Origin of the sequence: Pontitalea aquivivens (assembly GCF_046507575.1) — a bacterium.
In the GTDB taxonomy this organism is placed as follows: Bacteria; Pseudomonadota; Alphaproteobacteria; order Rhodobacterales; family Rhodobacteraceae; genus Pontitalea; species Pontitalea aquivivens.
Map to the genome: position 1 here is coordinate 141,864 of NZ_JBKFEY010000004.1, position 25,009 is coordinate 166,872.

Annotated in this window: 27 protein-coding genes; 19 read left to right on the forward strand and 8 right to left on the reverse strand. The window is 66.4% G+C overall.

Annotated elements, in window-relative coordinates; genetic code table 11:
• The first annotated feature begins 6 nt into the window (after nucleotides 1–6).
• The 5 genes from murI (at nucleotide 7) to ACK8OU_RS08285 (ending at nucleotide 3,482) form a co-directional block, all read left to right on the forward strand.
• The gene (gene murI / locus ACK8OU_RS08265) at nucleotides 7–819 is read left to right on the forward strand and encodes a glutamate racemase (RefSeq protein ID WP_410302901.1); all 813 of its coding nucleotides are present in this window, start codon (nucleotides 7–9) and stop codon (nucleotides 817–819) included.
• Nucleotides 820–837: 18 nt separating this feature from the next.
• Nucleotides 838–1,866 (forward strand): N-acetyl-gamma-glutamyl-phosphate reductase, encoded by a 1,029-nt coding sequence (argC, locus tag ACK8OU_RS08270; RefSeq protein WP_410302902.1) that lies wholly within the window; start codon nucleotides 838–840, stop codon nucleotides 1,864–1,866.
• Nucleotides 1,867–1,875: 9 nt separating this feature from the next.
• Entirely contained in the window at nucleotides 1,876–2,319 is a 444-nt protein-coding gene (gene ccmE / locus ACK8OU_RS08275) for a cytochrome c maturation protein CcmE (protein ID WP_410302903.1), read from the forward strand.
• Between the two features lie 72 nt (nucleotides 2,320–2,391).
• Nucleotides 2,392–3,003, forward strand: coding sequence for a holin-associated N-acetylmuramidase (locus ACK8OU_RS08280; protein WP_410302904.1), 612 nt, complete (start codon nucleotides 2,392–2,394; stop codon nucleotides 3,001–3,003).
• Nucleotides 2,994–3,482: a holin family protein gene (locus ACK8OU_RS08285; RefSeq protein ID WP_410302905.1), complete on the forward strand. Its 489-nt coding sequence runs from the start codon at nucleotides 2,994–2,996 to the stop codon at nucleotides 3,480–3,482. The genes ACK8OU_RS08280 and ACK8OU_RS08285 overlap by 10 nt, the downstream gene beginning before the upstream one ends.
• Before the next feature lie 97 nt (nucleotides 3,483–3,579).
• On the opposite strand, the gene ACK8OU_RS08290 is transcribed toward ACK8OU_RS08285, so the two are convergent.
• Together ACK8OU_RS08290 and rocF are read right to left on the reverse strand one after the other, a co-directional pair.
• Nucleotides 3,580–4,623 (reverse strand): ornithine cyclodeaminase, encoded by a 1,044-nt coding sequence (locus tag ACK8OU_RS08290; protein ID WP_410302906.1) that lies wholly within the window; start codon nucleotides 4,621–4,623, stop codon nucleotides 3,580–3,582.
• Nucleotides 4,620–5,546: an arginase gene (gene rocF, locus ACK8OU_RS08295; protein ID WP_410302907.1), complete on the reverse strand. Its 927-nt coding sequence runs from the start codon at nucleotides 5,544–5,546 to the stop codon at nucleotides 4,620–4,622. Before rocF ends, ACK8OU_RS08290 begins: the two co-directional genes overlap by 4 nt.
• A gap of 298 nt (nucleotides 5,547–5,844) precedes the next feature.
• Here rocF and ACK8OU_RS08300 point away from each other — a divergent pair, with 298 nt between their 5' ends.
• The 3 genes from ACK8OU_RS08300 to ACK8OU_RS08310 all read left to right on the forward strand — a co-directional run bounded on the left by ACK8OU_RS08300 (nucleotide 5,845) and on the right by ACK8OU_RS08310 (nucleotide 10,220).
• Nucleotides 5,845–6,051 (forward strand): cold-shock protein, encoded by a 207-nt coding sequence (locus ACK8OU_RS08300; RefSeq protein ID WP_250040567.1) that lies wholly within the window; start codon nucleotides 5,845–5,847, stop codon nucleotides 6,049–6,051.
• A gap of 272 nt (nucleotides 6,052–6,323) precedes the next feature.
• Nucleotides 6,324–9,257, forward strand: coding sequence for an isoleucine--tRNA ligase (gene ileS, locus ACK8OU_RS08305; RefSeq protein WP_410302908.1), 2,934 nt, complete (start codon nucleotides 6,324–6,326; stop codon nucleotides 9,255–9,257).
• Nucleotides 9,258–9,383: 126 nt separating this feature from the next.
• Nucleotides 9,384–10,220, forward strand: a complete 837-nt coding sequence (locus tag ACK8OU_RS08310; protein ID WP_410302909.1) for an EamA family transporter — start codon at nucleotides 9,384–9,386, stop codon at nucleotides 10,218–10,220.
• A 59-nt stretch (nucleotides 10,221–10,279) separates the two neighbouring features.
• On the opposite strand, the gene ACK8OU_RS08315 is transcribed toward ACK8OU_RS08310, so the two are convergent.
• The 4 genes from ACK8OU_RS08315 to fsa form a co-directional block, all read right to left on the reverse strand.
• Nucleotides 10,280–10,975 (reverse strand): CDP-alcohol phosphatidyltransferase family protein, encoded by a 696-nt coding sequence (locus ACK8OU_RS08315; RefSeq protein WP_410302910.1) that lies wholly within the window; start codon nucleotides 10,973–10,975, stop codon nucleotides 10,280–10,282.
• A 39-nt stretch (nucleotides 10,976–11,014) separates the two neighbouring features.
• Nucleotides 11,015–11,938, reverse strand: a complete 924-nt coding sequence (locus ACK8OU_RS08320; protein WP_410302911.1) for a tyrosine recombinase XerC — start codon at nucleotides 11,936–11,938, stop codon at nucleotides 11,015–11,017.
• Nucleotides 11,938–12,669, reverse strand: a complete 732-nt coding sequence (locus ACK8OU_RS08325; RefSeq protein ID WP_410302952.1) for a DUF484 family protein — start codon at nucleotides 12,667–12,669, stop codon at nucleotides 11,938–11,940. The genes ACK8OU_RS08320 and ACK8OU_RS08325 overlap by 1 nt, the downstream gene beginning before the upstream one ends.
• Nucleotides 12,670–12,793: 124 nt before the next feature.
• Nucleotides 12,794–13,444, reverse strand: coding sequence for a fructose-6-phosphate aldolase (gene fsa / locus ACK8OU_RS08330; protein WP_410302912.1), 651 nt, complete (start codon nucleotides 13,442–13,444; stop codon nucleotides 12,794–12,796).
• A gap of 170 nt (nucleotides 13,445–13,614) precedes the next feature.
• Here fsa and ACK8OU_RS08335 point away from each other — a divergent pair, with 170 nt between their 5' ends.
• Nucleotides 13,615–15,813, forward strand: a complete 2,199-nt coding sequence (locus ACK8OU_RS08335; RefSeq protein WP_410302913.1) for a primosomal protein N' — start codon at nucleotides 13,615–13,617, stop codon at nucleotides 15,811–15,813.
• A 99-nt stretch (nucleotides 15,814–15,912) separates the two neighbouring features.
• On the opposite strand, the gene ACK8OU_RS08340 is transcribed toward ACK8OU_RS08335, so the two are convergent.
• On the reverse strand, nucleotides 15,913–16,977 hold the full coding sequence (locus ACK8OU_RS08340; RefSeq protein WP_410302914.1) for a YeeE/YedE family protein: 1,065 nt from the start codon (nucleotides 16,975–16,977) through the stop codon (nucleotides 15,913–15,915).
• 173 nt (nucleotides 16,978–17,150) lie between these two features.
• On the opposite strand from ACK8OU_RS08340, the gene ACK8OU_RS08345 reads away from it, so the two are divergent.
• Both ACK8OU_RS08345 and ACK8OU_RS08350 read left to right on the forward strand, forming a co-directional pair.
• A complete protein-coding gene (locus ACK8OU_RS08345; RefSeq protein ID WP_410302915.1) occupies nucleotides 17,151–18,020 on the forward strand; it encodes a 50S ribosomal protein L11 methyltransferase in 870 nt (289 codons plus the stop codon).
• A gap of 68 nt (nucleotides 18,021–18,088) precedes the next feature.
• Nucleotides 18,089–18,448, forward strand: a complete 360-nt coding sequence (locus ACK8OU_RS08350; protein WP_410302916.1) for a hypothetical protein — start codon at nucleotides 18,089–18,091, stop codon at nucleotides 18,446–18,448.
• Between the two features lie 71 nt (nucleotides 18,449–18,519).
• Here the strand turns inward: ACK8OU_RS08350 and ACK8OU_RS08355 are convergent, their stop codons facing one another.
• Nucleotides 18,520–18,711 (reverse strand): DUF1127 domain-containing protein, encoded by a 192-nt coding sequence (locus tag ACK8OU_RS08355; RefSeq protein ID WP_250040142.1) that lies wholly within the window; start codon nucleotides 18,709–18,711, stop codon nucleotides 18,520–18,522.
• Between the two features lie 309 nt (nucleotides 18,712–19,020).
• Here ACK8OU_RS08355 and ruvC point away from each other — a divergent pair, with 309 nt between their 5' ends.
• The 8 genes from ruvC (at nucleotide 19,021) to ACK8OU_RS08395 (ending at nucleotide 24,939) form a co-directional block, all read left to right on the forward strand.
• On the forward strand, nucleotides 19,021–19,527 hold the full coding sequence (ruvC, locus tag ACK8OU_RS08360; protein WP_410302917.1) for a crossover junction endodeoxyribonuclease RuvC: 507 nt from the start codon (nucleotides 19,021–19,023) through the stop codon (nucleotides 19,525–19,527).
• On the forward strand, nucleotides 19,524–20,192 hold the full coding sequence (ruvA, locus tag ACK8OU_RS08365; RefSeq protein WP_410302918.1) for a Holliday junction branch migration protein RuvA: 669 nt from the start codon (nucleotides 19,524–19,526) through the stop codon (nucleotides 20,190–20,192). Before ruvC ends, ruvA begins: the two co-directional genes overlap by 4 nt.
• Nucleotides 20,193–20,280: 88 nt before the next feature.
• Nucleotides 20,281–21,354 carry a Holliday junction branch migration DNA helicase RuvB gene (gene ruvB / locus ACK8OU_RS08370; RefSeq protein ID WP_410302919.1) on the forward strand — a complete coding sequence of 358 codons (1,074 nt, stop codon included), beginning with the start codon at nucleotides 20,281–20,283 and terminating at the stop codon, nucleotides 21,352–21,354.
• A gap of 50 nt (nucleotides 21,355–21,404) precedes the next feature.
• Nucleotides 21,405–22,037, forward strand: a complete 633-nt coding sequence (locus ACK8OU_RS08375; protein ID WP_410302920.1) for a hypothetical protein — start codon at nucleotides 21,405–21,407, stop codon at nucleotides 22,035–22,037.
• Nucleotides 22,034–22,495: a tol-pal system-associated acyl-CoA thioesterase gene (gene ybgC / locus ACK8OU_RS08380; RefSeq protein ID WP_410302921.1), complete on the forward strand. Its 462-nt coding sequence runs from the start codon at nucleotides 22,034–22,036 to the stop codon at nucleotides 22,493–22,495. Before ACK8OU_RS08375 ends, ybgC begins: the two co-directional genes overlap by 4 nt.
• Nucleotides 22,496–22,550: 55 nt before the next feature.
• Complete coding sequence (gene tolQ, locus ACK8OU_RS08385) at nucleotides 22,551–23,246, forward strand: protein TolQ (protein WP_410302922.1); 696 nt, start codon at nucleotides 22,551–22,553, stop codon at nucleotides 23,244–23,246.
• 3 nt (nucleotides 23,247–23,249) lie between these two features.
• Complete coding sequence (locus ACK8OU_RS08390; protein WP_410302923.1) at nucleotides 23,250–23,741, forward strand: ExbD/TolR family protein; 492 nt, start codon at nucleotides 23,250–23,252, stop codon at nucleotides 23,739–23,741.
• Nucleotides 23,742–23,748: 7 nt separating this feature from the next.
• Nucleotides 23,749–24,939, forward strand: a complete 1,191-nt coding sequence (locus tag ACK8OU_RS08395) for a hypothetical protein (protein ID WP_410302924.1) — start codon at nucleotides 23,749–23,751, stop codon at nucleotides 24,937–24,939.
• Nucleotides 24,940–25,009 lie beyond the last annotated feature (70 nt).

Here is a 25,009-nt window from a genome sequence, read left to right on the forward strand (position 1 = left end):
ACAGGCATGGCGGTTGGGGTTTTCGATTCGGGCCTTGGCGGGCTGACGGTCTATGAGGCCGTGGCAAAGCGGCTGCCCGACGTCGCCTTTGTCTATTACGGCGACAATGCCCATGCGCCCTATGGTGTGCGCGATGCCGAGGACATCTATCAGCTGACCTGCCGGGGGGTGGAACGGCTTTGGGCCGAGGGCTGCGATCTGGTGATCCTGGCGTGCAACACGGCGTCCGCCGCGGCGCTGAAGCGGATGCAGGAAAGCTGGGTGCCCCGCGACAAGCGCGTTCTGGGCGTCTTCGTTCCGCTGATCGAGGCGCTGACCGAACGCCAGTGGGGCGACAATTCCCCCCCGCGCGAGGTGGCGGTCAAGCATGTGGCGCTGTTCGCCACCCCCGCCACCGTGGCAAGCCGCGCGTTTCAACGCGAACTGGCCTATCGCGCCATCGGGGTGGATGTCGAGGCACAGCCCTGTGGCGGCGTGGTCGATGCCATCGAGTCGGGCGATGAAATTCTGGCCGAGGCGCTGGTGCGCAGCCATGTCGAGGCGCTGAAGCGCCGGATGCCCCACCCTGAGGCCGCGATCCTGGGGTGCACGCATTACCCCTTGATGCAAAAGGCTTTTCAAGAGGCGCTGGGGGCCGATGTCGCGGTCTATAGCCAGGCCAATCTGGTCGCGGAAAGTCTTGCAGACTATCTGACCCGGCATCCCGAATTCGCGGGGCCGGGCAAGGTGTCGAAATTCCTGACCACGGGGGATCCGGTCTCGGTGTCGTCCAAGGCGACGCAGTTCCTGCGCCACCCGATCAAGTTCGAAACCGCCTGACACGGAAGGAGCCTTGCCATGACCCAGACCATCGCCATCCTTGGCGCTTCGGGCTATACGGGGGCGGAACTTGTCCGCCTGATCGCGACCCACCCCACGATGCGCATCACCGCGCTGTCGGGCGACCGCAAGGCGGGGATGAGCATGGGCGAGGTCTTCCCCCATCTGCGTCATCTGGACCTGCCCGATCTGGTGAAGATCGAGGATATCGACTTTTCCGGCATCGACCTGGCCTTTTGCGCGCTGCCCCATGCTACAAGCCAGGCGGTGATCGCGGGCCTGCCGCGCGACCTGAAGGTTGTGGACCTGTCCGCCGACTTCCGTCTGCGTGATCCGGCGGATTATGAAAAATGGTATGGCAAGCCCCATGCGGCCGTCGATCTGCAGGCCGAGGCGGTCTATGGCCTGACCGAATTCTATCGTGATGAGATTCGTGCCGCGCGTCTGGTGGCCGGCACCGGCTGCAATGCGGCGGCTGGTCAATATGCCATCCGCCCGCTGATCCAGGCCGGCGTGGTCGACCTTGACGAGATTGTGATTGACCTGAAGGCGGGCGTGTCCGGGGCGGGCCGCAGTCTCAGGGAAAACCTGCTGCATGCTGAATTGTCGGGTGGCACGCATCCCTATTCCGCCGGTGGCGCGCATCGCCACCTTGGCGAATTCGATCAGGAATTCAGCAAGTTGGCGGGCCGGCCGGTGCGTGTGCAATTCACCCCCCACCTGATGCCCTTCAACCGGGGCATTCTGGCCACCGTCTATCTGCGCGGCGATGCGCAGCAGATTCACGCCGCCCTGGCCGAACGCTACGCCCCCGAGGTCTTTCTTGAGGTGCTACCTTTTGGCACACTCCCCTCGACACGGTCGATCGCCGGGTCCAATTTCGTGCATGTGGGCGTGATCGGTGATCGGCTGCCCGGGCGTGCCCTGGTTGTTGTCGCACTGGACAATCTGGCCAAGGGATCGTCGGGGCAGGCCTTGCAGAACGCCAACCTGATGCTTGGAAACGAGGAAACAGCCGGGCTTATGCTGGCGCCCGTCTTCCCGTAAGGAGTGACGATGAAGAGCCTGAAGAAGAAACGCCGCATCCAGGTGCTTCTGGTCACAGCCCTGGCGCTGGTGGTCTCCACCGCGATGATTGGCTATGCGATGCGCGACGGGATCAATTTCTTCCGCTCGCCGATCCAGGTGGTCGAAGAGCCCCCGGCCGAGGGCGAGGTGTTCCGCCTTGGCGGTCTGGTCGAGGATGGCAGCCTGAAGCGCGGCGAAAGCGAAGTGATCACCTTCAACGTGACCGATGGCGCCGCAGTGATCCCGGTGCGCTTTTCGGGCGTGCTGCCGGATCTGTTTTCGGAAAACCAGGGCATGATCGGCACCGGCCGGATGGAGGGCGAGGTCTTCGTCGCCAGCGAAATCCTGGCCAAGCACGACGAAACCTACATGCCCAAGGAAGTGATGGACGCGCTCAAGGAACAGGGCGTCTATCAGGACCCGAACAGCTGATCGTTCGCTGCCCCAAGGCGGCCTTAACGGAACATGGCGGACAGTTCCCCTGGGAAACCTGGGGACACCGCCATGAAATCAGTCAAAGACATTGCCCGTGAAATCGTCGCCCGTGAAGGCGGCTATGTGAATGACCCGGATGATCCGGGCGGCGCCACCAAATACGGCGTCACCTTGGCGACCCTGCAGCGGCTTGGCATCGACCTGACGGGCGATGGCCGCGTGACGGTGGCCGATGTGCGCGCGCTCAGCCCTGATCAGGCCGAAGACATCTTCATCCGTCATTATTTCGATGCGCCGCGTCTGGGGGAATTGCCCGTCCCGATCCAGGCCTCGGTCTTCGACATGTATGTGAATGCGGGCGCGCAGGCGATCCGCATCCTGCAGCGGCTGCTGAACCAGATGGGCGAGCCTGTTGCCGTGGACGGTGTCCTTGGGCCACAGACCATCGCCGCCGCCCATGCCGCCGCTGCCGCCGCGCCCGACCATTTCGCCGATGCCTACGGGATCGCGCGGCGCAACTATTACTATGCCCTGGCCGATGCGCGCCCGGCCAGCCGGAAATATGCGCGCACCCGGCAGGGCGACAAGGGCGGCTGGATCCGCCGCGCCGAGGAATTCATCACGTCGCGCTTTCACCTGACCGCCGCAGAACACAAGGAAAGGACCGCATCATGGGGCTGATCGACAAGATCTTCGGCGGGGCTGCCGCGACCACGGCGCTGGGCAATGCCGCCACTGGCGTGGCCGAGGTCTTCGTTCCCAACGCAACCAGGAAGATGGAGGCCGCCCATGCGGCCTATGTCGCGGCGCTGGGCCAACATGGTGCCGAATTCCAGTATGTGGGCGGGGGCTGGTTCGACCGTTTCGTGAACGGGCTGAACCGGATGCCGCGTCCGATGCTGGCGCTGGGCACGCTGGGGCTGTTCATCCATGCCATGGTGGACCCGGTCAGCTTCGCCGAACGCATGGTGGGCCTTGCCGCCGTGCCCGAGCCGCTCTGGTGGCTTCTGGGGGCGATCGTCAGCTTCTATTTCGGCGCGCGTGAGGCGCACTATCTCCGCGTTCGCACGCCGGCGCCCGGGGCCGGCGCCCCGGCGATGCCATCTGCGGCGGGCGACAATCCCGCGCTTGACGAATGGCGCGCCCAGTTCGCGCGCTGATCTTCGGCTTTGCCAAAATATCCTCGGGGGGCGGGCCCGGCCCGCAGGGCGGGGCCCGTGGGGGGGCAGACAGCCCCCCTTCGTCGGTCACTATCCCTTACCGGGCCCGCATCAGCATGCCGAACAGGTCGCGCGGATCGTCGGGGTCGGCGATCATGTCCAGTTCCTCGAACAGCTGTGTGCCCTGCAACCGGCGCAAGACATAGCGCAAGGCCGAGAAATCCTCGACCGCAAAGCCCACCCCGTCGAACAATGTCACCTGTGCGTCCGTCACCCGGCCCGGTGCGGCGCCGGTGATCACCTGCCAAAGCTCGGTCACCGGGTGGTCGGGGGGCAATTGCTGGATCTCGCCTTCGATCCGGGTTTGCGGTGGGTATTCCACAAAGATATCGGCGCGGTGCAGGATGCCGGGGGCAAGTTCCGTCTTGCCCGGGCAATCGCCGCCGATCGCGTTGATATGCACGCCTGCGCCGACCATGTTGTCGGTCAGGATCGTTGCCAACTGCTTGTCCGCGGTGCAGGTGGTGATGATCTGCGCGCCCTCGATCGCCTCTTCGGGGCTGCCGCATGGCACCACGCGCAGCCCGGTTCCGGCCAGATTGGTGCGGCATTTGGCGGTGGCGGCGGGATCGATGTCCCACAGGCGCACCTCCTTGATGCCGTTCACGGCATGCAGGGCCAGCGCCTGAAATTCCGACTGGGCGCCGTTGCCGATCATTGCCATGACCCGCGCCCCCCGCGGTGCCAGATACCGCGCGGCCAGCGCACTGCTGGCGGCGGTGCGCAGCGCGGTCAGCAAGGTCATTTCCGACACCAGCAGCGGATAACCCGTGTCCACATCGGCCAGCACGCCGAAGGCGGTGACGGTCTGCAGGCCTTCGCGCGTGTTCTTGGGGTGGCCGTTCACATATTTGAAGCCATAGGTGTGCCCGTCCGAGGTGGGCATCAGCTCAATCACCCCCACGTCGCTGTGCGAGGCCACGCGCGGGGTCTTGTCGAAATCCGGCCAGCGGCGGAAATCGGCCTCGATTTCGTCGGTCAGCTCGGACAGCATCGTTTCCAGCCCGATGCGGTGCACCAGCCGCATCATGTTGGCCACGGAAACAAAGGGCACCAGCGCCTGGCGGGACGGGGCGATCATCCGAAACTCCGTGTCTTGCGGTCAAAGACCTTGCGGCCCATCAGGCTGGCGACCAGATCCACCATCAGCTTCGCGGTGCGCCCGCGATCATCCAGAAAGGGGTTCAGCTCGACCAGATCAAGCGAGGTCACAAGCCCGCTTTCATGCAGCAGTTCCATCACCAGGTGCGCCTCGCGGAAGGTGGCGCCGCCGGGCACGGTGGTGCCCACTGCCGGCGCGATCGAGGGGTCCAGGAAATCCACATCCAGCGACACATGCAGCAGCCCGCCCGCCGCCTGCACGCGGTCAAGAAAGGCGCGCAGCGGGGCCACGATGCCGCGTTCATCCAGCACGCGCATGTCGTTGATCTCGATCCGGTGGTGCAGCAGCGCCTTGTGCTCGGCCGGGTCAACGGACCTTATGCCGAACAGGCAGATGTGTTCCGGCGGGATCGGGGCGGGAAAGGGCGCCAGCGGCGCAAAGCCTGCCCGGCCCGCGATATAGGCCACGGGCGTGCCGTGCAGGTTGCCCGATGTCGTGCTTTCGAAAGTGTGGAAATCGGAATGCGCATCCAGCCACAGCAGGAACAGCGGCCGCCCCGCCGCCCGGGCATGGCGGGCCACGCCTGCGACCGAACCCAGCGACAGCGAATGATCGCCGCCCAGAAAGATCGCAAAGCCCTGATCCATCGCCCGCGCCCCGGCCTCGGCCAGGGCCGCGGTCCAGCCCAGGGTTTCGTCCAGATGATGCACCGCCGGGTTGGCGCAGGTCGCGCCGTGGACCGGGCGCGGCGCCATATCGCCACGGTCTTCGACGCGATGGCCCAGATCGGCCAGTGTCTGCGCAAGCCCCGCCACGCGATAGGCGGCCGGCCCCATCAGGCACCCGGGATTGCGCTGGCCGGTATCGACCGGCGCGCCGATCAGAATGCAGGTCTTGGTCATGAATATCCCCCTTTGCCGCATGCTTTCCGGGTCGTGACACAATTTGAAGCGAAACTTTGAACAAAAAGCACGATAGATGTTCGTTTTGCGCAGTATCTCTTGCCGAAATGGGCAGATCTGCCACCGCATTCTTTTTCCGCGCATTATCCTTGCTTTTTTCCCGACCCCGCCCCATATTTGCCGGGCGACGTTACCTTTATCGACCCGCTGTTCCTTCATCGGCCAGTCTTTCGATTCTGCACTGACTGAGCCGGGCCGCTGCAATGGTGCAGGCGGCAAGTTTGAAGGAGACATCACGATGGCTACGGGCTCCGTGAAATGGTTCAACACCACCAAAGGCTATGGCTTCATCGCGCCGGACAATGGCAACAAGGACATCTTCGTCCACATCTCTGCTGTTGAGCGCGCTGGCATCCGTCAGCTGAACGACGGTCAGAAAGTGACCTTCGACATCGAATCCGGCCGCGATGGCCGTGAATCGGCGACGAATCTCGCTCTGGCCTGATCGGTCCGCGATATTTCGGGAAACGGGGCGGGTGCAAACCCGCCCCGTTTTCTTTTGCGCCGGGTCGATCCGCTGTCCGAACAGGGGGCGCAATCGCGCGTTTGATCGCCTTGCCGCAGGGCGGCGCGGGGCCTATAAGGCGGCATGATCTGGCCTGTATGTATCATACATCGAATTACCGGCCCGGCGCTCTGACGCGTCAGGGTTGCCGGGATTTTCACGCCAGTACCGGGCGCGGGTGATGCGCCCCCCTCCCGTCAAGGATATGCCAGATGTGCGCCGACACCCCCCAGACTTCGCCTGATTACCGCAGCACCGTCTTTCTGCCCGAAACCGATTTTCCGATGCGTGCGGGCCTGCCGCAGCGCGAACCCGACTGGCTGGCGCGCTGGGCGCGGATCGGGGTCTATGACCGGCTGCGGGAACAGGCGGCGGGGCGCGCGCCCTTCGTGCTGCATGACGGTCCGCCCTATGCCAACGGCCATCTGCACATTGGCCACGCGCTGAACAAGGTGCTGAAGGATTTCATCGTTCGCAGCCAGCAGATGATGGGCCGCGATTCGCGCTATGTGCCGGGCTGGGACTGCCACGGCCTGCCGATCGAATGGAAGATCGAGGAACAATACCGCGCCAAGGACCTGAACAAGGACGATGTGGACATCGTTGCCTTCCGCCAGGAATGCCGCCGCTTTGCCGAAGGCTGGATCGACATCCAGCGCGACGAATTCAAGCGCCTGGGCATCACCGGCAAGTGGGACGCGCCTTACCTGACGATGGATTACCACGCCGAGGCGGTGATCGCGGATGAGTTCATGAAGCTGCTGATGAACGGCAGCCTTTATCAGGGGTCCAAGCCCGTGATGTGGTCGCCGGTCGAAAAGACCGCCCTGGCCGAGGCCGAGGTGGAATATCACGACCACACCAGCCACACGATCTGGGTGCGGTTCCGGCCCGTCGCGCCGCCGGATGGGTCGGAATTGAGTATTTTGACCAAGAAGAAGCCCATCTCGGTAGTGATCTGGACGACGACCCCCTGGACGATCCCGCAGAACCGGGCGGTGGCGTTCAACCCGACGATTCCGTACGGGGCCTATGAGGTGATTGCGGTCGGTGAGCATTCGACGGCGCAGCCGGGCGAGGTGGTGATTCTGGCGGATGCGCTGGCGGCGGGGGTGATGACTTCGGCCCGGGTCGAGGCGCATGAGCGGCTGGGCGATGTTCCGGCGGCGGCGCTGGAGGGCCTGGCCCTTGCGCATCCCTATCGCGGGATCGAGGGCGGCGCGGGCGAATGGGACTATGACGTGCCGCTGCTGCCGGGCGAACATGTCACCGACGATGCCGGCACCGGCTTTGTCCACACCGCGCCCAGCCACGGCGATGACGACTATCAACTGGGCCTGAAATTCGGCCTGCCGATGACCTGGAACGTGATGGAGGATGGCAGCTACCGCGCCGACCTGCCGCTGTTCGGCGGGCAGCAGATCATAACCCCCGAGGGCAAGGAAGGCCCGGCGAATGTGTCCAACATCAAGGCGCTGCATGGCGCCGGGGCGCTGTTGGCCAAGGGCAGGCTGAAGCACAGCTATCCGCATTCCTGGCGGTCCAAGGCGCCGCTGATCTATCGTAACACGCCGCAGTGGTTCGCCGCGATCGACAAGGCGCTGGACGATGGCATGGGTGAATATGGCGATACGATCCGGGCGCGGGCGCTGGCCTCGATCGACCGGCTGGTGAAATGGACGCCGCAGACCGGGCGCAACCGGCTGTATTCGATGATCGAGAACCGGCCCGACTGGGTGCTGTCGCGCCAGCGCGCCTGGGGTGTGCCGCTGACCTGCTTCGTCAGAAAGGGGGCCAGGCCGACCGATCCCGATTTCCTGTTGCGCGACGCGCAGGTCAACGCCCGCATCGTGGCTGCGTTTGAAGCCGAGGGGGCCGATGTCTGGTATGTGCAAGGATTCAAGGAACGCGTGCTGGATGGCATCGCCGATCCGTCGAATTATGAACAGGTCTATGACGTGCTGGACGTGTGGTTCGATAGTGGATCCACCCATGCCTTCGTGTTGCGTGACCGTGCGGACGGCACGCCGGACGGGATTGCGGATCTGTATCTGGAAGGCACCGACCAGCACCGTGGCTGGTTCCATTCGTCAATGCTGCAGGCCTGCGCGACCAAGGGCCGCGCGCCCTATCGCGGGGTGCTGACGCATGGCTTCACGCTGGACGAGAAGGGCATGAAAATGTCCAAGTCGCTTGGCAACACCGTCGCCCCCGAGGATGTGATCAAGGAATATGGCGCCGATATCCTGCGGCTGTGGGTGGCGCAGTCGGACTATACGGTCGACTTGCGGATCGGGAAGGAAATCCTGAAAGGGGTGGCCGACAGCTATCGGCGGCTGCGCAACACGATGCGTTTCCTGCTGGGCAACCTGTCGGGCTTTGAGGCGGCAGAGCGTGTCGCCCCCGCCGACATGCCCGAACTGGAACGCTGGGTCCTGCATCGCCTGGCCGAATTGGACCACACGGTCCGCAAGGGCTATGACGCCTATGACTTCCAGGGCGTGTTCCAGGCGCTGTTCAACTTCTGCACGGTGGACCTGTCGGCCTTTTACTTCGACATTCGCAAGGACGTCCTGTATTGCGATGCGCCCGCCAGCGCGCGGCGCCGGGCCACGCGCACGGTGCTGGACATCCTGTTCCACCGCCTGACCACCTGGCTGGCGCCGATCCTGGTGTTCACGATGGAGGACGTCTGGCTGAGCCGTTTCCCGGGCGAAGACAGCTCGGTCCATCTGGTCGACATGCCGGACACGCCCGCCGACTGGCTGGATGAGCCGCTTGCGCAGAAATGGGATGGCATCCGCCGCGCCCGTCGCGCCGTGACCGCCGCGCTGGAGGTGCAGCGCACCGCCAAGGCGATCGGTGCCAGCCTGGAGGCCGCGCCCGTGGTGCATGTTGAAGACGCGGGGCTGCTGAAGGCGCTGCATTCGGTCGATTTTGCCGATGTCTGCATCACCTCGGCGCTGGAATTGACCGCCGACCCGGCCCCGAATGAGGCCTTCCGCCTGCCCGAGGTGTCCGGCGTCTCGGTCGTGTTCGAAACGGCGTTGGGCGAGAAGTGCGGGCGCTGCTGGAAGATCCTGCCCGATGTGGGCAGTCACGCCCACGCGGCGACCTGCAAACGCTGTAACGACGCGCTGGGCTGACGGCTGGCAGCGGCCCCCCCGCCGGGTCCGGCCGGGGGGTGTGCCTGCTTGCCTTGCGCCGCGTCACCGCTTACCGATTGGCGAAGCGGCCCGGGGCTGCGCAGGGTGGCGGCACGGGGTGACGGGATGACGGTCGGGGTCATGGTGGCGGTTCTGGGCGCGGCCTTCCTGCACGCGCTGTGGAACGCGTTGATCAAGCGGGGGCGATCCAAGGTCGGATCCATGGTGGTGTTGTCGGTGATGGAAATCCCGATCGGCCTGGCCGTCGTGGTCACCCGCCCCTGGCCCGCGCCCGAGGTCTGGCCCTGGGTTCTGGCCGCGGGCTGCACCCATTTCGCCTACAAGTTCTTTCTGACCTATGCCTATGAACAGGGTGATCTGAGCCGCGTCTATCCGATCGCGCGTGGCGCGGCGCCGATGATCGTGGCGCTGGTCGGGGCGCTGTTTCTGGCCGATTCGCTGCGGGCGGGGGAATATCTGGGTATTGCGACGCTGGGCCTTGGCATCGTGCTGATGGCGCGGGGGGTGTTCACCGACGGGGAAAGCCGGCGCTTGCTGCCCTTTGCGCTGGGATCGGCCTGCGCCACGGCGTGTTATACGCTGATCGACGGGCTGGGTGCGCGGGTGTCGGGCGATGCGGTGGCCTATGTGGGCTGGATCTTTGTGGTTGACGGGGCGCTGTTCGCCGCGGGCATGGTGGCGTTGCGCGGGCGGTCGGTTCTGGCTGGCGGGCGCGCGGAATGGCTGCTGGGGGGGCTGGCTTCGGCGGCATCCTACGGGGCCTATGCGATTTCGGTCTGGGCGATGACGCTGGCGCCGATCGCGCTGGTGGCGGCGCTGCGGGAAACCTCGATCCTGTTTGCGGTGCTGATCGGCTGGATCGCCTTTGGCGAACGGATGGGCCCGGCCAAGGCGCTGGCGGCGGGGATGATCGTTCTGGGGGTGATCGTGACGCGCATCTAGCGGCCAGGGCCGGGGGCGCCGCCCCCGGACCCCCGGAGTATTTCGGCCAAGAAGAAGCCTCAGGCGCGTTTTTCGGGGATGATCTGCTGCGCGATGCCGGCCAGAAGCAGGTAGAGCGTGGTCACCACCAGGCCCCGGTTGGCCCAGCTATCGGGGTGGAAATCGACCCAGGCGGCCCAGCCGGCGCAGGCCGTCCAGGCCAGCGCCACGGGCATCGACAGGTTGCGCCAGCGTTGGGTGCGCATCGGGTGGATGAATTTCAGGTTGGTGAACATGGCCCCGGCCAGCGCGACCACCAGGGCCAGAACCACCCAGAAATTCGGCGCGATCGCAAACAGCACCAGCACCACCATGTTCCAGCAGGCGGGGAAGCCAGCGAAGGAATTGTCCTTGGTCTTCATGCGCGTGTCGACGAAGTAGAGTGCCGAGGTATAGGTGATCACGATGATCGCGATCCAGCCCGTCCAGCCGGGAAGCAGACCAGATTTGAACAGGGCGAAGGCCGGGATGAAGACATAGGTCAGATAGTCGATGATCAGGTCCAGCAGAACGCCATCATAGGTGGGCCAGTTCTTGCGCACTGCGTAGCGCCGCGCCAGCGGCCCATCGACCCCGTCCACCACCAGGGCCACGACGAGCCAGAGGAACATCAGGCTCCATTCCCCGTCGACGGCGGCCAGGATGGCCAGCATCGACAGAACCGCGCCGGTTGCGGTCAGCAGATGCACGAAAAGGGCTTTCAGGCGGATATCCATGATCCTCCTTCGCCCATTCGGCGGGCGGCTGCAATGGCGTCAGGCGCGCGGGTGGGCGGAATTGTAGATTTCCATCAGCCGGGTGGAATCGACGGCGGTGTAGACCTGGGTGGTCGCCAGGCTGGCGTGGCCCAGCAATTCCTGGATCGCGCGCAGATCGCCACCGGCGGCCAGAAGATGGGTGGCAAAGCTGTGGCGCAGGGCGTGGGGTGTGGCGGTGGCGGGCAGGCCAAGCGCCATGCGCGCGCGCGCCATCGCGCCCGAGATCAGCCGCGGGTTCAGCGCGCCGCCGCGGGCCCCGCGGAAAAGCGGTGTGGCCGGGCCGATGTCATAGGGGCACAGGCGCAGGTAATCGTCCACCGCGGCGCGCGCGGCGGGCAGGACCGGCACCAGCCGTTCCTTGCCGCCCTTGCCGCGGATGCGCAGCACCTGTGGCAGGGGGGCGCAGTCGCCGGTCAGCCCCAGCGCCTCGGAGATGCGCAGGCCACAGCCATAAAGCAGCGTCACCACCGCGGCATCGCGCGCCGCGATCCAGGGTTCGGCCGCCTGCAGGTCGACCTGATCGATCACCGCGCGGGCGGCTTCTTCGGTCAGCGGGCGGGGCAGTTTGCGCTGATAGCGCGGCGCGCGCGTGGCCAGCACATGGGTCGGGTCAAAGCCGTCACGGTCGGCCAGCCAGCGGATGAAGGATTTCACCGAGGACAGCCGCCGCGCCAGGGAACGCGAAGACAGGCCCCGGTTGCGTTCATGCGCCAGAAAGGCGCGCATGTCGGCCTGGGTGATCGCGCCAAGCCGCGCCCGTCCCAGACTTTCGCCATGATGGTTATGCAAAAAGCCGAGGAAGGCCGCCACATCGGTGCGATAGGCGGTTACCGTTTCATCCGCAGCGCCATCAAGCGCGCGCAGATGATCCAGCCAGCGCATCAGCGCATCGCCCGCGGCGGCGGAAAAGCCCGGACCCATCAGCCCAGCCAGCGGCGCATGGCCCGTTCGAATGCGCCGGCGAAGAAGGTCAGAAGGTCGGTGCCCTGAGAGGGCTTGAACTGTTGCGGGTCTTCGGCGCCCAGGACCAGCAGGCCGGGCAGGCGGTTTTCGCCGAAATCAAGGCGCAGCACCGCCTCGGACCGAAGCCAGCCGGCGGCATCGCCGAAAACGGCGGCAGCCTGGGGCAGGGTCTGGCGCAGGGTGACGTTGCGTGGCGGACCCGCGCGACCGGCGCGCAGATAGGTCTCGATAAAGCCCGGCTCGGCCAGGCAGAGCACTTCGCCCAGGCGCTGAAGTGCGGGATCCTGGCGGGCGCCGCGGTTTTCCAGCACCAGGCGCAGGGCGTCCACGCGCAGGATCTCGGCCACCTCGGTGGACAGGTTGGTCAGGAAGGATTCGAAATCCACCGGGTCGAGCATCTTCAGCACGGCGCGGTGGATCTGGTTGGTGCCGGCGAGGTTTTCATAGGCCGCTGCGATGACGGACCGGTGGGTGTCTTCCAGCCGTTCCAGCCGGCGTTCCAGCCGTTCCATCGCGATGCCGCGCAGATCGACGATATTGCCGCCCATCGTGCGTTCGTTGCCCGCGATCAGGGCGCGCATCAGGTCACGATCTTCCAGGATCATCTCGGGGGTGGAGAGGATCTTTTCGCGCAGGTCTTCGGTCAGCGCGGTCTGTCGGGGCGCGGCGGTCTGCGCGGTGTCGTTCATGCCTGTGTCCTTGCCGGCTTCTGTCGTCATGGCCGCAACCTTACACCGATCCGGGGAATTCGCAGGGAAATTTTGTGCCGAAAGGATGGCCCGCGTCGGCGGGCCATCGCCGGTCCGGCTGGGATCAGATCGACTGGCCGGTCTTGGCCCAGTCCTTCAGGAACTGATCCAGCCCCTTGTCGGTCAGCACATGGCTGGCCATGGCCTTGATGACCGCGGGCGGGGCGGTGATCACATCGGCGCCGATGCGGGCGCAATCGGTGATGTGGTTGACCGAGCGGATCGAGGCCGCGAGGATGTTGGTGGTGAAGCTGTAGTTGTCATAGATGGTGCGGATGTCCTCGATCAGCTGGATGCCATCGAGGTTGTTGTCATCCAGCCGCCCGATGAAGGGCGACACGAACGAGGCGCCGGCCTTGGCCGCCAGGATCGCCTGCGCCGCCGAGAAGCAGAGCGTGACATTGACCATGTGGCCTTCGGATGCGAAAGCCTTGCAGGCGGTCAGGCCATCCCAGGTCAGCGGAACCTTGATCGCGATATTGGGGGCGATCTTGGCCAGTTTCAGACCTTCTTTGATCATGTCCCTGGATTCGGTCGCGACCACCTCGGCCGAGACGGGCCCCGAGACCATGTCGCAGATCTCTTTCGTGACCTCGATGATGTCGCGGCCCGATTTCAGGATCAGCGAGGGGTTGGTGGTGACGCCATCGACCATGCCCAGATCGTTGAGTTCACGGATGGCGGCGACGTCGGCGGTATCGACGAAGAATTTCATGGCAAGACTCCTGCAGGCGGGTTTGGCGCCTGATAGCGCAATCCGGGGCCTGCCGGAACCCCCCATCCGTTGCGCGGGCGCCGGGCGGGGCAGGGGGGCTGTCTGCCCCCCACGGCGCGGGACGCGCCGCCCCCCGAGGATATTTGGGCAAATCCGAAGGGGGGACGGGCATGGCTGATCCGGGCTGGTTTGAAGACGGTGCGCTGGTCGCGGTGCTGACGACCGAGCCGATCGGGCGGCCGCTGGATTATCGCGCGCCCGAAGGGGGATGTGCGGTGGGGGCCTTTGTCGAGGTGCCGCTGGGTCCGCGCCGGGTGCTGGGCGTGATCTGGGGGCCGGGGCAGGGTGGCTTTGATCCGTCGAAGATCCGGCCCGTGACGCGGGTGCTGGATGCCCCGCCGATGCGCGCGGAGTTGCGCGCCTTTCTGGTGAAGATGTCGGATTACACCCTGACGCCGTTGCCTGCGATGCTGCGGCTGGCCACGCGGGCGCCGGGTCTGGGCGAAGCGCCGGGGATGCGCAAGATCTATCGGCTGGGGGCGGTTCTGCCCGACCGGATGACCGAGGCGCGCGAACGCGTGCTGCAGCTGTTGCGCGATCACGGCGGGGCGGGGTTCATGCTGGCGGAGCTGGCCGGGCTGGCCGGGGTCACGACGCAGGTGGTGAAGGGCCTGGTGAAGGCGGGCGCGGTGGATGAGGCGGACATTCCCCGCGATCAGCCCTTTCCACGGCTGGACCCTGATCTGCCCGGCAAGAGCCTGTCTGCCGAACAGGCCGAGGCCGCCGCGCGTCTTTGTGCGGGGGTGCGGTCGGGTCGTTATGGCACCACGCTTTTGCGCGGGGTCACGGGGTCCGGCAAGACCGAGGTTTATCTGGAGGCGGTGGCAGAATGTCTGCGGCAGGGCCGGCAGGCGTTGGTGCTGCTGCCGGAAATCGCGCTGACCTCGGAATTCCTGACCCGGGTCGAGGAGCGGTTTGGCGCGTGCCCCGGCGAATGGCATTCGGGCGTCAGCCAGACGGAACGGCGGCGGCTGTGGCGGATGGCGGGCGAGGGCGGGGTGCAGCTGGTCGTGGGCGCGCGTTCGGCGTTGTATCTGCCGTTTCGCGATCTTGGGCTGATCGTCGTGGATGAGGAACACGACACGTCCTACAAACAAGAGGAAGGCGCGCTGTACAATGCGCGCGACATGGCGGTTCTGCGCGCCTCGCTGGCGGCGGCGCAGGTGGTGCTGGCCTCGGCCACGCCCAGCCTGGAAAGCTGGGTCAATGCCGAAGCTGGCAAATATGCGCGCATCGATCTGGTGTCGCGGTTTGGGTCGGCGGAACTGCCCGAGATGCGGACGATCGACCTGCGGGCCGAGGCGATGGCGGCCAACAGCTGGATCTCGCCCACGATGGCGGCGGCGGTGACGGATCGGATCGGCAAGGGTGAACAGGCGATGCTGTTCCTGAACCGGCGCGGTTATGCGCCGGTGACGGTGTGCCGGGCCTGCGGCCATCAGATCGGCTGCGATCATTGCGATGCGCGGATGGTGGAGCACCGGTTTCTGAAGCGGTTGGTCTGCCATCAATGCGGTGAAAGCAAGCCGGTGCCGACCGCCTGCCCATCCTGCGGGGCCGAGGGGCGGCTGGCCCCGGTGGGGCCGGGGGTGGAGCGGCTGGCCGAAGAGGTGGCCGGGCGTTTCCCGGGCGCGCGGGTGGCGGTGCTGTCCTCGGACCTGTTCGGATCGGCGCGGGCGCTGAAAGAGGCGATTGGCACCATCGCGGGCGGTGGTGCCGACATCATCATCGGCACGCAGATCGTGGCCAAGGGGCACAACTTTCCGTTGCTGACGCTGGTGGGGGTAATCGATGCTGATCTGGGCCTGCAGGGGTCGGACCTGCGCGCGGCGGAACGCACGTTTCAGTTGATGCGGCAGGTGGCGGGGCGCGCGGGACGGGCCGACGGGCGCAAGGGGCTGGCATTGTTGCAGACCCATCAGCCTGACCACCCGGTGATCCGGGCGATCCTGTCGGGCGATGACGAGGCTTTCTGGCGTGCCGAGGCCGAGGCGCGGCGCGCGCAGGGTGTGCCGCCCTTTGGCCGGATGGCGGGGATCATCCTGTCGGGGCCGGAGTTGCAGCAGGTCTTTGACTTTGGCGCGGCGCTGGCGCGGGCGGACATGCCATTGCGGCGTGTGGGGGCCACGCTGTACGGGCCGGCGCCCGCGCCGATCGCGCGGGTGCGCGGGCGCCATCGGGTGCGGCTTTTGGTGAAGGCGGACAAGGGGGCGCCGTTGCAGGCCGCCGTGGCGGAGTGGGTCGGGCAGCTGCGCGTGCCTGCGAACCTGCGCGTGGCGATCGACATCGATCCGCAGAGCTTCCTTTGAGCGGTGCCGCGGGGGGCTGTCTGCCCCCCACGCCCTGCGGCCCCAATAGGGGCAGCAGGGCGTTCCCCCCGAGGATATTTGGGCAAATCCGAAGGGGGGTCAGGCGGTCTGGCCCTGCGGGCTGCGCTGATCGACCAGGAAATCCGTCACGATCGCGCCGATCCACATGCAGAACAGTGCAAGCCAGGCGGTGCCGGCAAAAATCGACCCGCCGGTGACGCCCGCGCCGATGGCGCAGCCCCCCGCCAGCATCGCGCCAAAGCCCATCAGGGCCGCCCCGATCATGGACCGGCGCATCACCTGCACCCCTTCAAAGGCCTGGAAGGCGAACTGCCGGCCCAGGACCGAGGACAGGAAGGCCCCGATCACCACGCCCGGCACAAGGCCCACGTCGAATTCCAGCACTGCGTCGCGATCCAGGAAGAACATCAGCGTATTGGCCGAGGGCCCCGAAAAAGTGGCTGACGTCACCGGGACCGGATCGAAGCTGACCTGTGACAAGGTCCAGGTCAGCACCCAGCCCACCGCCACGGCAAAGCCCACGCCCGAGGCGAAGACAAGCACCCGGGTCCCGATCTGGTTGCGCCGCGACAGATACAGCGCCAGCGCCGCGACCCCGAGCCCGAAGGCAAGGCCAGACCAGTCCGGCAGGCGCAGGCTGGCCAGGAGGTTGACGTTTTCGCCCCCCGGCGTGGTCCAGATCGCCGCCAGACGGTCGCGCGCGGGGGACAGCACGCCCTTCAGGCTCATCTGGGCGACGACGGCGAAGATCAGCCCCGAGACGACCGAGCGCAGGTTGCCCGTGGATGCCAGCACCAGAAGCCGGCCCGAACAGCCCCGTGCCAGAACCATGCCCGCGCCGAACATCAGCCCGCCGATGATCGCGCCCGACCAGCTGCCGGGGACGGCCATCACGCGGCTGTCCCCGGCGCGGAACAGGCCCAGAAGCTGGGCGCCCTGCACCCAGACCACGGCGGTGGAAAAGGTCAGCAGCCAGACCGCGACCTTCGGCCCCAGCCTGCCGCGCGCGAATTCCACGGTGGCCGCCCGCAGGCAGAAGTTCGACCGTTGCGCGGCGACACCGAAGATGATGCCGGTGATCACCCCGAACAGCGCCGCTGTCGGCCCCTCGCCGATTCGTTCCACCAGAGCGATGATATCCATTCCGGTATCCCCCTTGCGCATGGACCGCGTCCGGGTGCCATGTTTCGACGCCCGGTGCCTTGATATAAATCATACGCGAAACGCGCGCGCGGCGCAGCCCCGGCATGCAGCGCGGCTTGACGGGCGGGGCCCAAAGGCCCTAGCTGCGCGAAATCTTCAGCCGGGAGGCCGCGATGCCCACCTTCACCGCTTTCACCACCCTTCCCGACCGCGACCGCGCCGAGGCGCTGGCCGAGATGCTGGAGGATCTTGATCCCGCGCCCTATGGCGTGGGCGTGTTCGAGATCGAGGATGGGTCGGAACGCTGGGAAGTCGGCAGCTATTTCCTGGAACACCCCGATGAAACCGTGCTGGCGCTGCTGGCGGTTGCGCATGGGGCGGAACCCTTCGCGGTGTCCGAACTGCCCGATGTCGATTGGGTCGCGCATGTGAAGCGCGAACTGGCCCCGGTCGTGGCAGGGCGGTTTTTTGTCTATGGAAGCCATGATGCGGACAAGGTTCCCGAAGGTTCCGTGCCCCTGCTGATTGAGGCGGCGATGGCCTTTGGAACCGGGCATCACGGCACGACGCTGGGCTGCCTGACCGCGCTGGACCGGCTGGACCGGGCGGGCGCGCGCGCGCGGCGGGTGGCCGATATCGGCTGCGGCACGGCGGTGCTGGCAATGGCGGCGGCCAGGATCTGGCCCGATCCGGTCCTTGCCTCGGACATCGATCCGGTCGCGGTTGAAACGGCGGCGGCCAATGTCGTCGCGAACGGGCTTGAAGACCGGGTGACTTGTCTGGAAGCGGCGGGTTTCGATCATCCCCGCCTGCAGCAGGGCGCACCCTATGACCTGATCTTTGCCAATATCCTGAAAGGGCCGCTGATTGCGCTGGCCCCGGACATGGGCCGGTTCTGTGCCGAATCAGGGCATGTCATTCTGTCCGGCATCCTGCATGCGCAGGCGGATGAGGTGATCGCCGCCTATGAGGCGCAGGGATTTGTTCTGGTATCGCGCGATGAATTCGGCGACTGGACGACATTGGTTCTCAAACGAACATAATCGCCACATTTAACTGTCGAAATCCGGTCGAAAATAAGGCATGATGGCGGGTATCCGCCCTCTCATGCATGGATCGACCGATGCCCGACCTGAACATGAAAGATTTTGAACACCGTCTGGGGCGCATCAACCGGATGCATGCCGCCGGGCGTTCGTTCGAAGCAAGGGATGCGCTGGGCCGCGCCGATTTCGACGCCGCGCGCGGGCGTCGGCGGATCGCGATCCCGCTGCGTTCAATCGCGTTGGTGCTGGCAGCGGTGCTTTTGTTCAAGGGGGCGATCCTGGCGCAATTGGGTTCCGGGGGGTATCAGGACAGGGTCGCAGCCCTTGCCGCGGGAACCATCGGCGAACAGGTCAGCGCCTGGGTGCTGCACCCTGACCCGGCCAGCCATTGGATTGCCGCCATGATCAAATCGGTTTTGAACTGAGGTTATTTCAGCACGAAAAAGGCCGTGCCGGGGTACCGGCACGGCCTTTTCATTTGTCGCGTGGCGCTGGTTCAGCCACGCGCGACCCGGGCAATATCGCCGCGGGAAATACCGATATCGTCCAGTTCGCGATCGCTCAGCTTCATCAGCGCGGCACGAGTCACGCGCGCATCGTTCCATGCCAGGATGGCGGCAACCAGTTTCGTCACGAACCCGGGACGGCCGCTCCGGGTCAGGACGCGGTGGGTGTCATAGGCGGACATTTCCGTGATCCTTCATAAGGTGCATTGTTTTCGGGCACCCGGCCCGATGCGGCGCACCTAAGCCGGGCCGGGTGCGAAAACAACCGACAGGGCGGCAGGCCCGATATGCGCCTGCCGCATGGCTTGGTGCGGGGGGGACGGGCGTTCTTCCGCTGCGGCGCGGCGGCGGACGATTCCGCGCTGCGGCGTCAACTTTCCGGCAAACCCGGAACGACCGTTCTTTTGCCTGCGGGATCTGTTCGCGCTTTGCGATGTTCTCTTTTCGTGCTAGTCGTGTGAAAAAGGCAACAGAGCAGGCGGAACAGGCACATGCGCGTGATCGGAATCGATCCGGGGCTTCGCAACCTCGGCTGGGGCGTGATCGAGATGACGGGTTCGCGGCTGACGCATGTCGCCAATGGGATCATCCATTCCGAAGGGCAGGATCTGGCGCTGCGTCTGCGTTCGCTTTATGCGGCCCTGACCGCGGTGATCGCCCGGCACGCCCCTGACGCGGCGGCGGTGGAACAGACCTTCGTGAACAAGGATGCGGTGGCCACGCTGAAACTGGGTCAGGCGCGCGGCATCGCGCTGCTGGCGCCGGCCCAGGCGGGGCTGAGCGTGGGGGAATACGCCCCCAACGCGGTGAAAAAGGCGGTGGTCGGCGTGGGCCATGCCGACAAGGGCCAGATCCAGCACATGGTCAGGTTTCAGTTGCCGGGGGTGGATCTGGCAGGCCCCGACGCGGCCGATGCGCTTGCCGTGGCGATCTGCCACGCCCACCACCTGCAATCGGCGGGCCGCATGGCGGCGGCGATGAAAGGGAAAGTCGCATGATCGGGCGGATCGCGGGCACCATCCTGCACCGGGCGATGGACCATGTCCTGATCGACGTGCGCGGCGTGGGCTATGTCGTCCATGTCTCGGCCCGAACCGCCGGCAGCCTGCCGCCGGTGGGCCAGGCCTGCGCACTTTATACCGACCTGCTGGTGCGCGAGGATCTGTTGCAATTGTTCGGGTTTCCCAGCCTTCTGGAAAAGGAATGGCACCGCCTGCTGACCTCGGTGCAAGGCATTGGCGCCAAGGCGTCGCTTGCGATCCTGGGCACCCTGGGCGCCGAGGGTGTGGGCCGGGCCATTGCGCTGGGCGATTGGTCCGCGATCAAGGCCGCGCCCGGGGTGGGGCCGAAACTGGCCCAGCGTGTGGTGATGGAACTCAGGGACAAGGCGCCCTCGGTCATGGCGATGGGCGGGGCCCTGACGGTCGATCTGGCCCCATCGGATGAGGTGGTCGAACCGGCCCCCCGGCCGCGCAAGGCCGCCGCCCCGCCCCCCGCGCCACAGGTCAATTCCACCGCCGAGGCGCTCAGCGCGCTGACCAACCTGGGCTACAACCCGTCCGAGGCCGCGGCCGCCGTGGCACAGGCCTCGGAAAATCCCGAAGCCAGCGATACCGCGAAACTCATCCGCGCAGCCCTGCGCCTTCTGGCCCCGAAAGGCTGATCCCTTCTTCTTGGCCGAAATACTCCGGGGGTGCGGGGGCAGCGCCCCCGCTTGCAACGCCCGCCAATAGGCACGACACTGGCGCATCATGACCGAACCCGACCCCACCCTTCGCCCCGACCGGCTGCCCGATGACGCGGACCGCGCGCTCCGCCCGCAGGCGCTTGAAGACTTCGTGGGCCAGGCCGAAGCCCGCGCCAATCTGCGCGTTTTCATCGAAAGCGCCAGGATGCGCGGGCAGGCGATGGATCATACCCTGTTCCATGGCCCCCCGGGTCTGGGCAAGACCACGCTGGCGCAGATCATGGCGCGCGAACTGGGGGTGAACTTCAAGATGACCTCGGGGCCGGTGCTGGCCAAGGCGGGCGATCTGGCCGCGATCCTGACCAACCTTGAGGCGCGCGATGTCCTGTTCATCGACGAGATCCACCGCCTGAATCCGGCTGTGGAAGAGGTGCTTTATCCCGCGATGGAGGATTTTGAGCTTGATCTGGTGATCGGCGAAGGTCCCGCCGCGCGCACCGTCCGGATCGAATTGCAGCCCTTCACGCTGGTGGGGGCCACAACGCGGCTGGGGCTTCTGACGACGCCGCTGCGCGACCGCTTTGGCATTCCCACCCGGCTGCAATTCTATACCGAGGATGAGCTGGACCTGATCGTGGCGCGTGGCGCGCGGCTTCTGGGCATTCCGGCCGAACCGGCCGGCACGCGCGAAATTGCGCGGCGCGCGCGCGGCACGCCGCGGATCGCAGGCCGGCTGTTGCGCCGGGTCGTTGATTTCGCGCTGGTTGAGGGGGACGGGCGGCTGACGTGCGAGATTGCCGATGGCTCGTTGACCCGTCTGGGTGTGGACAAGCTGGGGCTGGACGGGGCCGATCGGCGCTATCTGATGCTGATCGCGGAACATTATGGCGGGGGCCCGGTTGGGGTCGAGACGATTTCCGCCGCGCTGTCGGAAAGCCGCGACGCGATCGAAGAGGTGATCGAGCCTTATCTGCTGCAGCAGGGCCTGATCAGCCGCACCCCGCGCGGGCGGATGCTGGGTGCCCGCGCCTGGCGGCATCTGGGCCTTGCGGCGCCGGTGGCGGCAGGTGCGGTGTCCGGTGCGTCATCCGGGGCGTCATCGGGGAAGCCGCAGCCAGACCTGTTCGGGGATGGATAGCGCGGACGCCTCCGGCGGGAGTATTTGGGCCAAGAAGAAGGGGAACCAGGATGCAGGCAGCAGAGGTCGAGGCGCTGTTTACCCGCGGCACGGGCGAATATCTGTTCGCACGCTGGGGGCGGCCGATCGTTCCGGTGGTCTTTGGGGTCAATGCCACGACGCTTTCGGTCGTGAAGGGTGCGGTTGAGGCGGTGGTGGCGCTGGCGGGCCACAAGATGGCCGAAACCGACCCCGAACTGGGCGCGAACCTGATGATCTTTTTTTTCCGTGACTGGCATGAATTGCTGGATGTGCCCAATCTGGACCAGCTGATCGAGGGGTTGCACGATCTGGTGGTGCGGCTGGATGACGGGGGCGCGAACCAGTATCGCGTGTTCCGTTTTGACCAGGAAGGCGCGATCCGGGCCTGTTTCGCCTTTGTGCGGATGGATGAGGCGCTGGATGAGGTGCCCGCCGAGACCCTGGCGCTGAGCCAGGCGGTGCAGATGATCCTGCTGTGGTCGGACCGCGCCTTTGCCGAGGCCTCGCCCCTGGCGCTGGCGCGCGGGGTGACGGTGTTGCGCCCCGGGATCGCCGCGGTGATCCGGGCGGGCTATGACCCGGTGCTGCCTGCGGTGGCGCGCGACCCCGCCCATGCGCTGCGGCTTGCGGCCCGGACCGGGGCGGCGGGGGGCGTGCAATGACCCATGCTTTTCCCGTTCGTGTCTATTACGAGGACACCGACCTGGCGGGCATTGTTTATTACGCCAATTATCTGAAGTTCATCGAGCGGGGCCGGTCGGAATGGATTCGCGCGCTGGGCGTGGATCAGGCGGCGATGAAGCGCGATCATGGCATCGTCTTTGCCGTGCGCCGGGTCGAGGCCGATTACCTGCGCCCTGCGCGTTTCGATGATGAGCTTTGCGTCACCACCGTGCCTGTGTCCGCCTCGGGCGCGCGCATCGTTCTGGAACAAGAGGTGCGGCGCGCGGGCGAGCGGCTGTTTGCCGCGGCCGTGACCCTTGTGTGCCTTGGCGACGGCGGTGCGCCTGCGCGGCTTCCTGCCGATATCCGGCACAAGATCGCGCCCGCCTTGCGCCAGGCGCGGGGCATCGGGCCAAATGACGCAGTTGTTATGGCGCTCCCCCTGAACCTTGTATAGAATCACTGTTAATCAGAGCCGCGAGAATGTGGCCCCAACCGGCGAGCAGTGACAGATGGAAACCGAAGCCCTTGCGATGGCGCAGGAGATTGACTTCTCCCTTGTGGCGCTGTTCGCGCGCGCATCCTTTATCGTTCAAGTCGTGATGATCATGCTGATCGTGGCCAGTTTCTGGTCCTGGTCGATCATCATCCGCAAGTTCATCACCTTCCGCGCCGCCCGCGCCGAAGCCGCGACCTTTGATCGCGCCTTCTGGTCGGGTGAGCCGCTGGATGAGTTGTTTGACCAGATCGGTCCGGCACCGGACGGGGCCAGCCAGAAGATCTTTGCCGCCGGGATGCTGGAATGGCGCCGCAGTCACCGCAGCGATGGCGCGCTGATCACCGGGGCGCAGGCGCGCATTGACCGGTCGATGGATGTGGCGATCGCCAAGGAGACCGAGTATCTGAACGCAGGCCTGCCGTTCCTGGCGACCGTCGGGTCGACCGCGCCCTTCGTGGGGCTGTTCGGCACGGTCTGGGGGATCAAGGTTGCCTTCGAGGAAATCGCGATTTCGCAAAACACCTCGCTTGCCGTCGTGGCGCCCGGGATTTCCGAGGCGCTTCTGGCCACGGGTCTGGGCCTGCTGGCGGCGATCCCGGCGGTGATCTTTTACAACAAGCTGTCGGCCGATGCCGACCGCATCGCCTCGGGGTATGAGGCCTTTGCCGACGAATTCGCCACGATCCTGTCGCGCCAGCTGGACGCCTGAGCCATGGGTGCGGGGGTGATGAAAAAGTCGGGCGGGGGCGGGCGCCGCCGCCGGGGCGCGCGTGGCAAGCATGCCGCGATGAGCGAGATCAACGTCACGCCCTTTGTCGACGTGATGTTGGTGTTGCTGATCATCTTCATGGTGGCAGCGCCGCTGATGACGGTGGGCGTGCCGCTGGAACTGCCCAAGACTGCCGCGCGGACCGTGCCCACCGAACAGGAAGAGCCGCTGACGATCTCGTTGCAGCTGGATGGCACCGTGTCGTTGATGAACACGCCGGTGGCCGATGGCGAGCTGGTCGACCGGCTGCGCGCCGTGTCGCAGGAACGCGAAAGCGACAAGGTGTTCCTGCGCGCGGATGGCGGGATCGAATATGCCCGCGTGGTGCAGGTGATGGGTGCGCTGAATGCGGGGGGGTTCACCAATATCGTTCTGGTGACGGATGCGGGCGGGCCCACGCTGACCGGCGGGCAGACCGCCCCGGCAGGGAATTGAGGTCATCATGCCCATGGATCGGGCGGACAGGATTGGCACCGGGGTTTCGGCGGCGGTTCATCTGGGGCTGATCGCCTGGGTGGCCTTTGGCGGCGATCTGTTTCGTGCGCGTCCCGCCGATCCGGTGGTCATGACCGAAGTTTCGGTGATGTCCGAGGCGGAATTTGCCGCGATGATGGCGGCGGCGCCGCGTCCATCGGATCTGGCGGTGAGCCAGCCGCAGGCGCCGTCGGTTGCACAGGACGCGGCCCCCGCGCCGCAGCCTGACCCCGGGGTGGCCGCCGAGGCCCCGCCCGCGCCGATGACCGAGCCGGAACCGGAAACCGCCCCGGACATGAGCGATCTGACGACTCCGCCCGCCCAGGCCCAGGTGACCGAGGCGCCACCGATGCAGCCGATGCCCCCGGTCGAGGAACCTTCGGCCACCGTGCTGATGGAAATCAGCCCGCGCCCCCGGCCGCGCCCGGCCCCGCGCGTGGCCCCGACGCCCGCCGAGGCGCCCCCGCCGGATGCGCAGGTTTCCGATATGGCGCAGGCCGAAACCCGCCCCGATGAGGCCGCCGCGCCCGAGGAAACCGTCGAGGCGCCGGAACCCGAAGCCGCCCCGCCCGAGGCCACGACCGAGATCGTGACCGAGGCCACGGAAACCGACGACAGGCCGCAATCTTCGGCCCCGCTGACCTCGGCACGGCCCCGGGCGCGCCCGGCCCAGCCCGCCCCCGCCCGGCCCGCGCCGCAGGTCGAAACCGCTTCGCGCCCGACCCCGCCTGCCGCGATGCCAAGCCAGTCGGATGCTGTCGCCGATGCGCTGGCCGAGGCGCTGGCCTCGGACACCGGCACCGGCACGGGCGGCGCTGGCCGTGCGGCCTCGGGCCCGCCGCTGACCTCGGGGGAAAAGGATGCGCTGATCGTCGATGTGAAGGCCTGCTGGAACGTTGGCGCGCTGTCGACCGAGGCGCTGCGCACCGTTGTCACGCTGGGCGTCACGATGATGCCCGATGGCCGTCCCGATGTGGGGTCCATCCGCCGGATCAGCCATGAAGGCGGGTCCGAGGCCGCGGCCAACCAGGCCTTTGAGGCCGGGCGCCGCGCCATCGTGCGCTGTGGGTCGGATGGCTTTCCGCTGCCACCGGAAAAATACGACCACTGGCGCGAAATCGAGATCGTCTTCAATCCTGAAAAGATGAGGATGAAATGACCCCGCCGCCGCCCCGCCGGGGAACCGCGCGCCCGCTGAGGCAGTTGTGATCCCAGCCGCCGCGAAAACC

What these genes read in the sequence shown, in the direction of transcription:
- murI (WP_410302901.1), top strand. Translation starts at nt 7, where the DNA reads ATGGCGGTTGGGGTTTTCGATTCGGGCCTTGGCGGGCTGACGGTCTAT.
- argC (WP_410302902.1), top strand. Translation starts at nt 838, where the DNA reads ATGACCCAGACCATCGCCATCCTTGGCGCTTCGGGCTATACGGGGGCG.
- ccmE (WP_410302903.1), top strand. Translation starts at nt 1,876, where the DNA reads ATGAAGAGCCTGAAGAAGAAACGCCGCATCCAGGTGCTTCTGGTCACA.
- ACK8OU_RS08280 (WP_410302904.1), top strand. Translation starts at nt 2,392, where the DNA reads ATGAAATCAGTCAAAGACATTGCCCGTGAAATCGTCGCCCGTGAAGGC.
- ACK8OU_RS08285 (WP_410302905.1), top strand. Translation starts at nt 2,994, where the DNA reads ATGGGGCTGATCGACAAGATCTTCGGCGGGGCTGCCGCGACCACGGCG.
- ACK8OU_RS08290 (WP_410302906.1), bottom strand. Translation starts at nt 4,623, where the DNA reads ATGATCGCCCCGTCCCGCCAGGCGCTGGTGCCCTTTGTTTCCGTGGCC.
- rocF (WP_410302907.1), bottom strand. Translation starts at nt 5,546, where the DNA reads ATGACCAAGACCTGCATTCTGATCGGCGCGCCGGTCGATACCGGCCAG.
- ACK8OU_RS08300 (WP_250040567.1), top strand. Translation starts at nt 5,845, where the DNA reads ATGGCTACGGGCTCCGTGAAATGGTTCAACACCACCAAAGGCTATGGC.
- ileS (WP_410302908.1), top strand. Translation starts at nt 6,324, where the DNA reads ATGTGCGCCGACACCCCCCAGACTTCGCCTGATTACCGCAGCACCGTC.
- ACK8OU_RS08310 (WP_410302909.1), top strand. Translation starts at nt 9,384, where the DNA reads ATGACGGTCGGGGTCATGGTGGCGGTTCTGGGCGCGGCCTTCCTGCAC.
- ACK8OU_RS08315 (WP_410302910.1), bottom strand. Translation starts at nt 10,975, where the DNA reads ATGGATATCCGCCTGAAAGCCCTTTTCGTGCATCTGCTGACCGCAACC.
- ACK8OU_RS08320 (WP_410302911.1), bottom strand. Translation starts at nt 11,938, where the DNA reads ATGGGTCCGGGCTTTTCCGCCGCCGCGGGCGATGCGCTGATGCGCTGG.
- ACK8OU_RS08325 (WP_410302952.1), bottom strand. Translation starts at nt 12,669, where the DNA reads ATGAACGACACCGCGCAGACCGCCGCGCCCCGACAGACCGCGCTGACC.
- fsa (WP_410302912.1), bottom strand. Translation starts at nt 13,444, where the DNA reads ATGAAATTCTTCGTCGATACCGCCGACGTCGCCGCCATCCGTGAACTC.
- ACK8OU_RS08335 (WP_410302913.1), top strand. Translation starts at nt 13,615, where the DNA reads ATGGCTGATCCGGGCTGGTTTGAAGACGGTGCGCTGGTCGCGGTGCTG.
- ACK8OU_RS08340 (WP_410302914.1), bottom strand. Translation starts at nt 16,977, where the DNA reads ATGGATATCATCGCTCTGGTGGAACGAATCGGCGAGGGGCCGACAGCG.
- ACK8OU_RS08345 (WP_410302915.1), top strand. Translation starts at nt 17,151, where the DNA reads ATGCCCACCTTCACCGCTTTCACCACCCTTCCCGACCGCGACCGCGCC.
- ACK8OU_RS08350 (WP_410302916.1), top strand. Translation starts at nt 18,089, where the DNA reads ATGGATCGACCGATGCCCGACCTGAACATGAAAGATTTTGAACACCGT.
- ACK8OU_RS08355 (WP_250040142.1), bottom strand. Translation starts at nt 18,711, where the DNA reads ATGTCCGCCTATGACACCCACCGCGTCCTGACCCGGAGCGGCCGTCCC.
- ruvC (WP_410302917.1), top strand. Translation starts at nt 19,021, where the DNA reads ATGCGCGTGATCGGAATCGATCCGGGGCTTCGCAACCTCGGCTGGGGC.
- ruvA (WP_410302918.1), top strand. Translation starts at nt 19,524, where the DNA reads ATGATCGGGCGGATCGCGGGCACCATCCTGCACCGGGCGATGGACCAT.
- ruvB (WP_410302919.1), top strand. Translation starts at nt 20,281, where the DNA reads ATGACCGAACCCGACCCCACCCTTCGCCCCGACCGGCTGCCCGATGAC.
- ACK8OU_RS08375 (WP_410302920.1), top strand. Translation starts at nt 21,405, where the DNA reads ATGCAGGCAGCAGAGGTCGAGGCGCTGTTTACCCGCGGCACGGGCGAA.
- ybgC (WP_410302921.1), top strand. Translation starts at nt 22,034, where the DNA reads ATGACCCATGCTTTTCCCGTTCGTGTCTATTACGAGGACACCGACCTG.
- tolQ (WP_410302922.1), top strand. Translation starts at nt 22,551, where the DNA reads ATGGAAACCGAAGCCCTTGCGATGGCGCAGGAGATTGACTTCTCCCTT.
- ACK8OU_RS08390 (WP_410302923.1), top strand. Translation starts at nt 23,250, where the DNA reads ATGGGTGCGGGGGTGATGAAAAAGTCGGGCGGGGGCGGGCGCCGCCGC.
- ACK8OU_RS08395 (WP_410302924.1), top strand. Translation starts at nt 23,749, where the DNA reads ATGCCCATGGATCGGGCGGACAGGATTGGCACCGGGGTTTCGGCGGCG.